The following is a 12,413-nucleotide window of genomic DNA, read 5'->3' on the forward strand; positions in this document are numbered from 1 at the left end:
GCTATGAACATTGCAACCAATTTGTAGGGAACGATGCTTGCATCGTTCTGCAAACGGGCTGCACCCAACATTCTACCCACCATACGGCAAATAACCTTTCCCATAGGCCATAATGGTCATCATTACCTCCATAAGCGACAAAAAGAAAAGCACCGTACCTGAACCAGATACGGTGCTTTTTGGTGGAGATTACCGGGATCGAACCGGTGACCTCTTGCATGCCATGCAAGCGCTCTCCCAGCTGAGCTAAACCCCCAGATGTGCTGCTGTCGCCTGACAACGTATTGTATTATAGCAACCAAAACAGCAGTTGTCAATAGATTTTGACAAAAAAGTTTGGGAGATTTTGAAAAAACTGCAAGACAGGGGAACTAAGGCAATACCGCATAATTCTAAGTGCCGATACGGCGAGCGAGGTGCGGCAGATGCCAAGCCAAAAGCACAGATAATACTGGATGCTGCAACGGTGAGCGCCGCCAGTGGCGGAAACAGCGAACCGAAGCAGGGGCAGCGGTCGCAGAGTGCGAGGGGCTTTTGCCCCCGAAGCACGATGCGGGTACCGCAACCCGACATTATCGAGCATTTTGGCAACGCAGATGCCGTGCCGCAGCTGCCGGAGCGGTGCTTAAGCCGCAAGGCGGGAATTGTGCGGTGTTGCCCTAAAGCAAAGAAACAAACAATAAACCACGAAAATACGCAAGATATAAAACAACAAAAAGCACCGCCAGGAAACAATCCTGGCGGTGCCCGGTCAAGGGTCAAAATAAATAATGAGAAAATAGAAAGCGGCTGAAATCAGTCCTTTGCCGCCTGTGCAGGGGCCTGCTCCTGCACATAGCGCACAAACGCATCGCGCTCTGTGGCGGTATCCAGGGTGGCAACATACATCTGGTTGCCCATGTCCAGCGAAAGCACATCCGGTACGCGGTCGCACATCTTCATCTGGCGGCCATAACGGGCCAGAATCTCCTCATGGCTGTGCTTGTAGGTGTGGCAGTCGCGGCGGCCTGCGTATACACAATAGTGGTGGGGCAGGTCCAGCTTTTCGTGGCGGAGCTCGTCATAGCATACCATGTCGGCCCAGATCTGGTAGCAGTCCACGCTGTTGGCATAGTTGATCAGGTCCGGGGTGTAGCCGCCGGCGGGGCGCATGTTCACTTCCAGCGCAACGTAATCGCCCTTTTGGCCAAGGCCCTCTTTGTCCTCGTTCAGGCGGAAAAACTCGCAGTGGAAAAAGCGGCTCTTTGCGCCGAATGCCTTGATGGTGCGAAACCCGACATCCCGCAGCTCCTCCGGCACGGTTTTCTGCGTCCAGTAGGAAAGATCGCCCAGCGAGTTCACAATGTCGATCAAGGGGGTGGGGAATACGTTGGAGGTGTAGAACAGCGGTACACAGCGGCTGTCGGCTACGCCGTCAAAGCTCACAATGGTGCCGTTGATGAATTCTTCCATAATATAGGAAGTATCCGGCAGTTCCGCATAGAACGCTTCCAGTTCGGCATCGTTTTTTAGCTTATAGGTGGCTTCGGCACCACAGCCGTTGTCCGGCTTCACAATGACCGGGTAGCCGACCTGAGCCACAAAGGCGCGGGCATCGTCCAGGCCGTTTTCATGCACCATGTGGTGGCGGGCCACGGGTACCCCGGCAGCAATGTAGCTTTCCTTCATTTTGCTCTTGTACTTGATGCGGTCAATAAAGTCGTTCTGTGCGCCGGTGGTAATATTGAAATCGGTGCGCAGGGCGGCGTCCTGCTCCAGCCAGAATTCATTGTTGCTTTCCAGCCAGTCGATTTTGCCGTACTTAAAAGTGAAATACCCCATGGCGCGTACCATGGCATCATAATCCGCCATGGAATCCACACGGTAATACTCGGTCAGGCATTCTTTCAGCTCGTCCGGGATCTCGTCATAGCCGGAATCGCCAATGCCCAGCACATTTACCCCGTTGTGCTTGAGCCGGTCACAAAAATTCCAGTAGGTTTTGGGGAACTGCGGCGAAACAAAAACAAAGTTCAAAATATACTTTCCTCCCTTAAGGGCGCACCTGAAAAGCCGAAACCATCGCCTGTTTCTACAAACGCAGCCGAATTTTGTGCTTGCGGAAGGGTCACCATTTGTGCAGCTTTCAGGCGTGCCTTGCGCAGCAAACAGCGCTGCGGTTTACCCAAAAAAACAGCACCTTACCCCTTGCGGGGCAAAGTGCCGTGCGAAAACATGTGGGTGTGATCAACACCGTTACACAAACTGGTTGCGGCTGGCGTTGTATTCATAGCCAACATCGGCCAGTTTTGCGCAAATGGCATCCTTATCGGCGTCCTGATCGGCACACAGGGCATCCAGGCTTGCGTAATGATCCCGCAGCTGGGTGTTGATGTAACTGAGCAGGATGATTGGGTCAGCTGGCAGCATAGCAACCTCCTAAGGCGTATCTGATCAGATACATCCTGATAAAAATCAAAAAAGCACTGCCAAGGCAGCCCCTGACAGCAACGGGAACCCGCTTATAAAAAGCACGCAAAAATGCCGGCCACCAACTGTGACCGGCAATTTTTTGCGTCTTGATCAGACCGCGCGGGTAACCTTACCCGAACGCAGGCAGCGGGTGCAGGCGTAGATATACTTCGGGGAACCATCCACAACCGCTTTCACGCGCTTGACGTTGGGGTTCCAGGTACGATTGCTCCGACGATGGGAGTGGGAAACCTTGATGCCGAAAGTGACACCCTTGCCACAACATGCACATTTGGCCATTCTGCTTGCACCTCCTTTAACATAGCTGTACTATAATAGCAAATCTTAAGCCAAAATGCAATACCCTTTTTGAAAAAATCCGTAAAAAATCCGCAGAAACGGTACATTTTTTCAAAAACAGGCGCAAAGTGTCCCGCTGCCCTTGTTTTGGGGCGGATTGTACGGTATAATACTTTAAATAATTACCCGTATGTGCCTGTGTGGCCTGCTATGCGGTATGCTGAGGTTTTTATGAATCATTTTGCCCTCAATGGCGTGATCTCCCCGCAGGAGCTGTATTATTACGCTCTGCGCGCCGTGGCCATGCTGATCGTCATCCCGTTCCATGAATCCGCCCACGCGCTTATCAGCTGGAAATTGGGCGATTCCACCGCCAAGGATATGGGCCGCCTGTCCATGAATCCGCTGCGCCACTTTGACCCGCTGGGCGCTTTGTGCATGATTGCGGCCGGGGTCGGGTGGGCAAAGCCGGTTGGCATCAACCCCACGCGCTTCAAAAATCCCAAACGGGGGATGGCTGTTTCCGCCGCGGCGGGGCCGCTCTCCAACTTTTTGCTGGCCTATGCGGCCATGCTGCTCTATAAAGTGGTATATTATGCCTGCGGCGGCGCGGCGCCCCAGCTGGTGCTGGATTTCCTTTATGTTCTGATCAGCATGAACATCAGCCTTGGCGTGTTCAACCTGATCCCTGTACCGCCGTTTGACGGCAGCCGCATTGTGTTGCTGTTTTTGCCGCAAAAAATGTATTTTCAGGCCATGCGATATGAAAAATACATCATGGGCGTTGTGCTGCTTCTGGTGTTCTTTGGCCTGCTCAACACCCCGCTCAATCTCTGCGTAAACGCGGCGTGGCGTTTGCTGCTGAACCTGACCGGCTTTGTGGAACTGCTGTTCGGCATTGCCTGATGGCACATCTCAATTTAAGTAAGGAACGATATCCGCTGTTTTATGGAAACACTTACCTTTAAGCTACAGGAAGATAATTTTGAAGGTCCGCTGGATTTGCTGCTCTATCTGGTTGGCAAAAATAAAATGAACCTCTATGATATCAATATCATGGAACTCATTGAGCAGTATACTGCCGCCATCCAGACCATGCAGGCCGATAAGCTGGAAGTCTCCAGCGAATTCATTGATATGGCCGCGCACCTGGTTCAGATGAAAAGCGCCCTGTTGCTGCCACGCAGCCCTGAAGCGGAACGCATGAAAGCGGAGCTGACCGGCCGTCTGATCGAGTACAGCACCTGCAAGCAGGTGGCGGCGGAGTTGGGCAGCTGTGCGCGGGATTTGTACACCGCGGTGCGCCAGCCCCAAAAACCGGAAGGCCCGGCGGAATATTCCCGCAAACAGGATCCCGACCGGCTGGTGCAGGCGTGGTTCAGCCTGATGGGGCGCAGCCAGCGCCGCAAAAAGCCCACCCAGGAGCGGTTTGAACCGTTGGTCACCGCGCCGTTCGTATCGGTGGCAAGCCGTGTGGCCCACATGCTGCGCGGTATGCTGAAAGGTACGCTGTGCCGCATGGGCCAGCTGTTCAGCCCGCAGGAAAGCCGCAGCACCAATGTGGCAACGTTCCTGGCGCTGCTGGAATTGATCCGCGCCGGGCGTGTGCGGCTGGATGAAACCGGAACCCTGACGATGGACCGCGCCCGCCGCCCGCGCAACAAACAAAACCAACCCACAGGAAAGGAGGCCGCAGCCGATGCCGATCACACAGCGCAATAAAATTGGCATGCTGGAAGCCATGCTGTTTGCCAACGCCGAACCGGTGGAAACCGACCGCCTGGCCGAAGCCATGCGCGCCGACCCGGCAGAGGTGCTGACCCTGCTGGAAAAGCTGCAAAAGCGCTATGATGAAACCGAAAGCGGCCTGATGCTGCTGCATTTTGACGGCGACCGCTGGCAGATGGCGACCCGCCCGTATTATGGCGAGGTGGTCAAGCGCATTTTGGATACCCGCCGCAACGCGCCGCTTTCGCCCGCTGCGCTGGAAGTTCTGGCTATTATCGCCTATAACCAGCCGGTCAGCCGCAGCTTCATCGAGCAGGTGCGCGGCGTAGATTCCTCTTCCACCGTGTCCAAGCTGATGGAACGCGGACTGATTGAGGAAGCTGGCCGCCTGGATCTGCCCGGCAAGCCGGTGGCGTTCCGGGTGACGGATACCTTTTTGCGGGTGTTCGGCCTTGGCAGTCTGGCCGACCTGCCCCCGCTGCATGACGACCCCCAGAAAGAAGAAGAACTGCCGGTGCAGCAAACCCTGGAGGAACTGCAATGAGCGCCGTGTTGGCGGTTGTGCTGATGGTGCTAAAAATAATTGGCATGATTTTGCTGGCACTGCTTTTGCTTTTGCTGTTGGCGCTGCTGCTGCCTGCGGGCATTCACTTCCGTTGGAGCCATATCGGCGGCCTGCGTTTACAGCTGTGTTACGGCCCGCTGCACTTTACCCTGTACCCACGCAAAGCGGATGAAGAGGAAAAAAAGGCAGAACCGAAGCAGGGGAACACGCCCAAAACCGAGTCGACTTCCGCCGCACCGCCCAAGCCAACCCCGCCGCCTGCAAAAGCGGAACTGCCCGCACAACCTACAATGGAAAAGCAGACGGAACCCACGGAAGCAAAGCCCGCAAAAGCGCCGGAAGAACCCCAAAAAGCAGAACCGGCCCCGCCCGCTGAAAAGGAACAGGGAAAACCAAAAGCACCGGAAACATCCCCGCAGCCGGAACAGGCAGTACCAAAACCAAAAGCCAAATCTGCCCCGGCAGCGGAAACACCTGCCGCGGAATCACAGCCGGAAGAAGATACCGGCCTTGTGGACCGCATCAAAGCGGCAGTCAGGGCAGACCCTGTTGGCTATGTGCGGCACCTGTTCAGCGTGCTGCGCGCCAGTGTGGGGCCGCTGCTGCGCGGCTTCCGCGTCAGCAAGCTGAATGTGATCTGGACGATAACAGGGGAGACCGCCGCAGAAACGGCCATCCTGTACGGCCAGACGCTGACCACCCTCAACACCATCCTGGCAATCGCACAGGACCACATTAAAATACAGGCGGATCAGCTCTGGCTGGAGGCTGATTACACCGGCAGCGCCAAACAGCAGCGTGTGGTTTCGCTCAAACTGCTGCTCTGCCCGCTGCTGGCACTGGTTACAGTGGTGTGCTTTGTGTGGCATGCCCGGCATGACCCGCAGCTGCTGCCCCCAAAACACCCCAAATACAATACACCTGAAACAGAACAGGGAGGTAATTTATAATGGCAGAACATCCGATTGAAGGCATGATGGGCGTTACCATGGAAAAAATCCGCCAGCTGGTGGATGCCAATACCATCATTGGCGAACCGATCACGGTGGATGGAGCAACCATCATCCCCATTTCCCGCGTTACCTTTGGCTTTGCCTCCGGAGGCTCTGATGTTGGCGCAAAAACCAACAAGCAGATGTTTGGCGGCGGCACCGGCGCGGGCGTTTCCATTGCACCCATCGCGTTTTTGGTGATCAGCGGCGGCAATGTGCGCACCATCCAGCTGGTGGAACATGTCAGCCCGGTGGACAGCGCTATCAACGCTCTGCCGGACCTTGTGGACCGCATCAGCGCCCTAATCAAAAAGGACAAGCCCGAAACCCCGCAGGAATAAGCGGACAGATTTCATTTTTCCCCAACCGGAACCCGGCCCAAAGCGGGCTGTTCAACTGAAATGCCGGGAGGACATTATCATATAAGCAAATCCACCCGGCGGATATTACCCTGATATTGGAAAGGAACACCATGGCAGAACAACGGATTCAAAAAGTACTCTCGGACCAGGGCGTGTGCTCCCGCCGCGCTGCAGAAAAATTGATTGATGAAGGCCGCGTCAAGGTCAACGGCCACCCGGTCACGCTGGGGGATAAGATGGACCCCGACTTTGATAAAGTCAGCATTGACGGCAAAAGCGTGCGCATTGTGCGCAAGCGCCAGTATACCTATCTGATGCTTAACAAGCCCCGCGGCTATATTACCACCGCATCGGACGAACGCGGCCGCAAGACTGTTATGGATCTGCTCACCGGCGTGGACCGCCGTGTGTATCCCATCGGCCGTCTGGATAAAGACAGCGAAGGCTTGCTGCTGCTGACGGATGACGGCGCATTTGCCAACCTGCTCACTCATCCTTCCGGCGGCGTGGGCAAGCTGTACCGCGTTACTGTGCGCCCCCACGCGACCGAGGAACAGGTTGTCAAAATGTCCAGCGGCGTTGTGCTGGACGATGGTGTAAAAACCCAGCCCGCCGTCATCCATGTTGTGGTGGATGAACCCGGCCGCACGGTGTTGGAGATCACCCTGCACGAGGGCCGCAACCGCCAGATCCGCCGCATGTGCGAAGCAGTCGGCCTGGAGGTCATCCGCCTGAAGCGCAGCGCTGAAGGCCCGGTCAAACTGGGCATGCTGCAGCCTGGCGAATACCGCGAACTGAAAAAATCCGAGATTAGTGCCCTGCGCAATGCCGCGCTCAAGGCTGCCCCGGCCCGCAAAGCCGCCCCTGCCGCCGCCCGCCGCCCCGGCCCCATCAAGCACGACTAAGCAAGCTGAATCACAACATTCTATGCAAACAAACCGCTCCGCAAGGGGCGGCTTTGTCATAATTTTGGGCAAACTGTGCAGAAAAAGCTGAAAAATAAGGCAAAACGCAAAACTTTTTGGCGCTTTCCACTTGTCTGCTTTTCGACGAAGTAGTATAATAAAGCCATATGGCATATGATAACCATCTTGCTCATTGAATAAACAGGAGGTCAATGTATGGCAGCTAATAAGCCAGGCAAGGAAGCAATCCTTGCAGCATTTTTTGATGAGGGGAACTATTCTCCTCTGTTTACTGACGGTGCCGTCAGCGCAGCGTTCGGCTGTGCCAATGGCCAAAGCGTTTATGCCGTTTACCAGAACGGGGAACCCGTTGGCGCGGCAGATCTGGATAAAACCACTCGCGTGCTGAAAATGGCCGCTGAGACCGGCAATCCCGTTGTAACGTTCTACAATTCTACCGGCGCTAAGCTGGAAGGTGGCTTGGAGCTGCTGAACGCAAACTCCCGCCTGACCGCTGAGATCGCCCGCATCTCCGGCGTTGTGCCTCAGGTTGCCGTTGTTACCGGTACCTGCGCCGGCACCAGCGCTGTGCAGGCCGCCGCAGCTGATGTCTGCATCATGGCAGCTGACGCTGAGCTGTTCCTGACCGCTCCTTTCAATGCAGAGGACAAGGTCAAGGCTGCCGGCTCTGCTGAGTTTGCCGCCAAGGCAGGCGTTGCCGCTATCGTGGAAGAAGATGCCGTCAAGGCAGCTTCCGCCGCTGCTCGCGTTGTGGGTATGTTGCCGGCCAACAACCTGGCTGGCCCCGCTGTGTTTGATTTCGAAGCTCCCGCCGCTGCGCTCAACCTGGTCAAGTACGATGCCAAGAGCGCTGCCGAGGCTATTGCCGATGCAGGTAGCCTGACCGAGCTGTACGCTGGTTATGGCCGCAACATCTATACCGCACTTGGTTCCGTCAACGGCCAGGCTGTCGGTATCGTTGCTACCGCCAAGGGTACCCTGTGCCACAAGTGCACCGCTAAGGCAGCCCGTTTTGTGCGCCTGTGTGATGCTTACAGCATTCCCGTTGTGACTGTTGTCAACACTGAAGGCTTTGTCAAGAGCGAAGGCGACGACCAGGCTGGCGGCATCCGCCAGGCTGCCCGTATGGCTGGCGTTTATGCCGAAGCTACCACCGTTAAGGTCGCAATCCTTGCCGGTGAGGCTGTTGGCCCCATCTACACCGTCTTTGCAGCTTCCGCTGACTGGCGTATTGCTGTGGACGGCTGCACCGTTGCCCCGCTGGCACCGGAAACCGCCGCTACCGTTCTGTACAAGGACGAGATCTTTGCTTCTGACAACATCCAGCAGGCTACCAAGCAGAAGGCTGCTGCCTACAAGGCAGAGCAGTGCAGCGCAGTTGCCGCTGTTGCCAACGGCGCTGCCGATGCCGCTGTAAAGGCTGCCGATGTGCGTGCTGCTGCCGCACAGGCCCTGGATATGCTGGCCACCAAGCGCACCACCCGTTTGCCTAAGAAACACGGCAACATCACCCTGTAATATTTAAGGAGGACCCTTTTTATGAAAAACCTGACTGTTACCGTGAACGGCGTTGCTTACAACGTTACCGTTGAAGAAAACACCAACGGCGCTGCTCCTGCTGCTGCCCCGGCTGCCGCTCCGGCACCCGCCGCTGCACCTGCTCCGGCTGCTGCACCTGCCGCACCCGCTGCCGCTGGTTCTGTTCCTGTCAACGCTCCCATGCCGGGCACCATCCTGGACATCAAGGTCAAGGCAGGCGCTGCTGTTAAGGCTGGCGATGTTGTCATGATCCTCGAAGCCATGAAGATGGAAAACGAGATCAGCGCACCGCAGGACGGCACCATTGCCAGCATTGACGTTCGCAAGGGCGATACCGTCAACTCCGGCGATGTGCTGTACACCATGGGCTGATAAAGCGTAAACGATCCCGAACGTTAAAAAATGAGGTGAACGAGATTGGCTAAGAAACCTGTTAAGATTACCGAAGTCGTTCTGCGTGATGCGCATCAGTCTTTGCTGGCCACCCGTATGACGATGGATGAAATGCGTCCCATCCTGCCCGAAATGGACAAGATCCCGTACTTCTCTGTGGAGTGCTGGGGCGGCGCAACGTTTGACTCCTGCATCCGCTTCCTGGACGAAGATCCGTGGGAGCGTCTGCGCATCCTGCGTAAAGAACTGCCGCATCAGAAACTGCAGATGCTGTTCCGCGGCCAGAACATGCTGGGCTACCGCCCCTATGCTGACGACGCCGTTCAGTACTTTGTACAGAAGAGCGTTGCCAACGGCATTGATGTGATCCGTATTTTCGATGCTCTGAACGACCCCCGCAACCTGAAGACTGCCATCGAGGCAGCCAACAAGGAAAAGGCACATGTTCAGGCCTGCATCAGCTACACCCTGAGCCCGGTGCATAACAACGAGTATTTTGCCAAGTATGCCAAGACCCTGGAAGAGATGGGCGCAGACTCTATCTGCATCAAGGATATGGCAGGCCTGCTCAAGCCCTACACCTGCGCCGAGCTGGTGAGCGAGCTGAAGAAGACCGTCAGCATCCCTATTGACATCCACAGCCATTACACCGCCGGTCTGGCCTCCATGTCCATCCTGAAGGGCATCGAAGCCGGTGCTGACATTGTGGATACCGCCATGAGCCCGCTGGCTCTGGGCACTTCCCATATGCCGACCGAAAGCCTGGTCGCCGCCCTGCAGGGCACCGATTATGACACCGGCCTTGACCTGAACCAACTGAACGTTGTGCGTGCTTACTTCGCCAAACTGCGCGAAAAGTACATCGCCAACGGCCAGATCAATCCGAAGAGCCTGGGCGTTGATGCCAACACCCTGCTGTATCAGGTTCCGGGCGGCATGTTCTCCAACATGCTTAAGCAGCTCAAGGACGCTGGCAAGGAAGATAAGCTGGACGAAGTTCTGGCCGAAATCCCCCGCGTGCGTGAGGATGCTGGTTACCCGCCGCTGGTCACCCCGACCTCCCAGATCGTTGGCACTCAGGCTGTGTTCAACGTCATCATGGGCGAGCGCTACAAGATGGTCACCAAGGAGTTCAAGGGCCTGGTCCATGGCGATTACGGCAAGACGCCCGCTCCCATCAAGAAGGAATTCAGCGACTTTATTCTGAAGGGCGAAGAGCCCATTACCTGCCGCTTTGCTGATACCCTTGCCCCCGAAATGGACAAGCTGAAGGCCGAAGCTGCCAAGTATGCCATCCAGGAAGAGGACGTTCTGACCTACGCTATGTTCCCGCAGGTTGCTCCCAAGTTCTTCGAAAAGCGCAATGCCCGTATGCACGGTGTGGACGCTCTGCATGCTGACTATGAGAACAAGTCTCATCCGGTCTGATTCCAGCTACGCTGAATAAGCAATAAGCAACACCCGCAGGTGTAAGCCACTTGGCCGATCCCTGCGGGTGTTTTTGTATATTCGCTTTTTGTCAGGCATAACTTGGGTGCGCATTTCAAATATCACATGGAACTAAGCCCAAAACGTACCCCCGTAGTAGTGTGTTAAAACTAAAACTTTACCTTTTGCTCTATCTAAAAAATTAGAGCCGCTCCGCAACAAAGCCAAATGGAGAAAGTCTCCAAATCATAAAAAGTAAAGCTTTAGAATTACCACACTAGTAGGGGCACACATCGTGCGCCCGCTGCCTAAGGCAACACCGCACAATTCCCGCCTTGCGGCTTAAGCACCGCTCCGGCAGCTGCGGCACGGCATCTGCGTTGCCAAAATGCTCGATAATGTCGGGTTGCGGTACCCGCATCGTGCTTCGGGGGCAAAAGCCCCTCGCACTCTGCGACCGCTGCCCCAGCTTCGGTTCGCTGTTTCCGCCACTGGCGGCGCTCACCTTTGCAGCATCCAGTATTATCTGCGCTTTTGGCTTAGCATCTGCCGCACCTCGCTCGCCGTATCGGCACTTAGAATTATGCGGTATTGCCCTAAAAATTCACCGAAAAATCGGCCCCATGACGAACGCCTCATAAATGCAAACCGCCGCCCCGCTCATCATTCTAAAATGTCACAATGCTACAAACGATTACGGACGATAAATAACGGCGAACCAACCGTATCCTAACCCAACGGCACTCCTTTATTCCTGTCCCGGCTTCCTCTCCAACGCATCAAACTGCTTTACAATCTCCGGGTCTGCCAGCTTGATGACCCTGCCGGAAAGATAGTGCAGTGTGTTTTCCTCCGGAATATTGCCAAACGTCAGCCGCTGGGCACACAGTGCCTGCGTCTTAAACTCGGTTTTCTCGTTCATGTTGCGGTTGCCGTACTTGATGTCGCCCAGCACCGGGTGCCCCAGGTAAGCCAGGTGCGCACGGATCTGGTGCGTGCGGCCGGTAATCAGTCCAATGCGGCAGAGCGCAAACGGCCCAATGCAGCGGATCACCGTTACATCGGTGATGATTTTTTTGTACCCCTCGCTTTCATGGGCGTGAATGCGCACCTTGTTGCCTTTTTCGCTGTGCTGCAGCCAGGCAACATGCCGCCCGGCCGGCGGGGCACCGATGGTAATGGTCAGGTACTCTTTCTTCATCCAGTCATTGCGGATGATCTCGTTCATATCCCGCAGGGCCGTGTATTTTTTCGCGGCAATCACAAGCCCCTCGGTGCCGCGGTCCAGCCGGTTGCAGATGGCGGGTGCAAAGCGGTTTTCAGTCTTGGGGTCATATTCGCCGCTGGCCTGCAGCTGGGCACAAAAGGCATCCACCAGGTTGGCATCGCCGGTGCGGTCGCTGTGGCACAGCAGGTGGGCGGGCTTGTACAGCACCGCAATGTTTTCGTCCTGATAGATCACCTTGACCGGCGGCTGGCGGCGCGGCGGCTTTTTGGCCGGGACCACCGGCTTTTCGGGGAAGAACTCATCGTTGATATACAGCTCGATCACATCACCGCTGCTCAGCCGGGTGTCCGCTTCACCGCGCTTGCCGTTCACCTTAATGCGCTTGTTGCGGAAACTTTTATACAGCAGGCTGCGCGGCATGTCCCTGGTCACGCTTTCCACAAAGCGGGAAAGCCGCACGCCGTTTTCGTTTTCGCCTGCGATAAACTTTTTCATGGGGGT

The 12,413-nt window shown here is 55.9% G+C and carries 15 protein-coding genes and 1 tRNA gene; 10 read left to right on the top strand and 6 right to left on the bottom strand.

Annotated features, from left to right (window positions below; translation table 11 throughout):
- Nucleotides 1-180 precede the first annotated feature (180 nt).
- Nucleotides 181-256 (bottom strand) — tRNA-Ala (locus PG062_RS09210).
- Nucleotides 257-310: 54 nt separating this feature from the next.
- Here PG062_RS09210 and PG062_RS09215 point away from each other — a divergent pair.
- A complete protein-coding gene (locus PG062_RS09215; protein WP_270752075.1) occupies nucleotides 311-793 on the top strand; it encodes a hypothetical protein in 483 nt (160 codons plus the stop codon).
- 2 nt (nucleotides 794-795) lie between these two features.
- On the opposite strand, the gene PG062_RS09220 is transcribed toward PG062_RS09215, so the two are convergent.
- From PG062_RS09220 to rpmB, 4 genes are all read right to left on the bottom strand, one after another.
- On the bottom strand, nucleotides 796-2,016 hold the full coding sequence (locus PG062_RS09220) for an ATP-grasp domain-containing protein (protein WP_270752076.1): 1,221 nt from the start codon (nucleotides 2,014-2,016) through the stop codon (nucleotides 796-798).
- Entirely contained in the window at nucleotides 2,013-2,168 is a 156-nt protein-coding gene (locus tag PG062_RS09225) for a hypothetical protein (protein WP_270752077.1), read from the bottom strand. Before PG062_RS09225 ends, PG062_RS09220 begins: the two co-directional genes overlap by 4 nt.
- A gap of 67 nt (nucleotides 2,169-2,235) precedes the next feature.
- The gene (locus PG062_RS09230; protein ID WP_113999939.1) at nucleotides 2,236-2,409 is read right to left on the bottom strand and encodes a DUF4250 domain-containing protein; all 174 of its coding nucleotides are present in this window, start codon (nucleotides 2,407-2,409) and stop codon (nucleotides 2,236-2,238) included.
- A 153-nt stretch (nucleotides 2,410-2,562) separates the two neighbouring features.
- Nucleotides 2,563-2,751, bottom strand: coding sequence for a 50S ribosomal protein L28 (gene rpmB / locus PG062_RS09235; RefSeq protein WP_113999940.1), 189 nt, complete (start codon nucleotides 2,749-2,751; stop codon nucleotides 2,563-2,565).
- Between the two features lie 231 nt (nucleotides 2,752-2,982).
- Between rpmB and PG062_RS09240 the strand changes: the two genes are divergently transcribed.
- The 9 genes from PG062_RS09240 to PG062_RS09280 all read left to right on the top strand — a co-directional run bounded on the left by PG062_RS09240 (nucleotide 2,983) and on the right by PG062_RS09280 (nucleotide 10,684).
- Nucleotides 2,983-3,657 (top strand): site-2 protease family protein, encoded by a 675-nt coding sequence (locus PG062_RS09240; RefSeq protein WP_270752078.1) that lies wholly within the window; start codon nucleotides 2,983-2,985, stop codon nucleotides 3,655-3,657.
- A 42-nt stretch (nucleotides 3,658-3,699) separates the two neighbouring features.
- Nucleotides 3,700-4,473 (top strand): segregation and condensation protein A, encoded by a 774-nt coding sequence (locus PG062_RS09245; protein ID WP_270752079.1) that lies wholly within the window; start codon nucleotides 3,700-3,702, stop codon nucleotides 4,471-4,473.
- Entirely contained in the window at nucleotides 4,451-5,023 is a 573-nt protein-coding gene (gene scpB, locus PG062_RS09250; RefSeq protein ID WP_113999942.1) for an SMC-Scp complex subunit ScpB, read from the top strand. Before PG062_RS09245 ends, scpB begins: the two co-directional genes overlap by 23 nt.
- A complete protein-coding gene (locus PG062_RS09255; RefSeq protein ID WP_270752080.1) occupies nucleotides 5,020-5,994 on the top strand; it encodes a hypothetical protein in 975 nt (324 codons plus the stop codon). The genes scpB and PG062_RS09255 overlap by 4 nt, the downstream gene beginning before the upstream one ends.
- Nucleotides 5,994-6,377, top strand: coding sequence for a GerW family sporulation protein (gene ytfJ / locus PG062_RS09260; protein ID WP_113999944.1), 384 nt, complete (start codon nucleotides 5,994-5,996; stop codon nucleotides 6,375-6,377). The genes PG062_RS09255 and ytfJ overlap by 1 nt, the downstream gene beginning before the upstream one ends.
- A 131-nt stretch (nucleotides 6,378-6,508) precedes the next feature.
- Nucleotides 6,509-7,303, top strand: a complete 795-nt coding sequence (locus PG062_RS09265) for a pseudouridine synthase (RefSeq protein ID WP_270752081.1) — start codon at nucleotides 6,509-6,511, stop codon at nucleotides 7,301-7,303.
- Between the two features lie 216 nt (nucleotides 7,304-7,519).
- Entirely contained in the window at nucleotides 7,520-8,842 is a 1,323-nt protein-coding gene (locus tag PG062_RS09270) for a carboxyl transferase domain-containing protein (RefSeq protein ID WP_113999946.1), read from the top strand.
- A 21-nt stretch (nucleotides 8,843-8,863) separates the two neighbouring features.
- The gene (locus PG062_RS09275) at nucleotides 8,864-9,235 is read left to right on the top strand and encodes a biotin/lipoyl-containing protein (RefSeq protein WP_270752082.1); all 372 of its coding nucleotides are present in this window, start codon (nucleotides 8,864-8,866) and stop codon (nucleotides 9,233-9,235) included.
- A 45-nt stretch (nucleotides 9,236-9,280) separates the two neighbouring features.
- The gene (locus PG062_RS09280) at nucleotides 9,281-10,684 is read left to right on the top strand and encodes an oxaloacetate decarboxylase subunit alpha (RefSeq protein ID WP_270752083.1); all 1,404 of its coding nucleotides are present in this window, start codon (nucleotides 9,281-9,283) and stop codon (nucleotides 10,682-10,684) included.
- A 748-nt stretch (nucleotides 10,685-11,432) separates the two neighbouring features.
- Here the strand turns inward: PG062_RS09280 and PG062_RS09285 are convergent.
- Complete coding sequence (locus tag PG062_RS09285) at nucleotides 11,433-12,407, bottom strand: RluA family pseudouridine synthase (RefSeq protein WP_270752084.1); 975 nt, start codon at nucleotides 12,405-12,407, stop codon at nucleotides 11,433-11,435.
- Nucleotides 12,408-12,413: the final 6 nt, after the last annotated feature.

Origin of the sequence: Gemmiger qucibialis, assembly GCF_027689445.1 — a bacterium.
GTDB classification, from domain to species: Bacteria; Bacillota; Clostridia; order Oscillospirales; family Ruminococcaceae; genus Gemmiger; species Gemmiger qucibialis.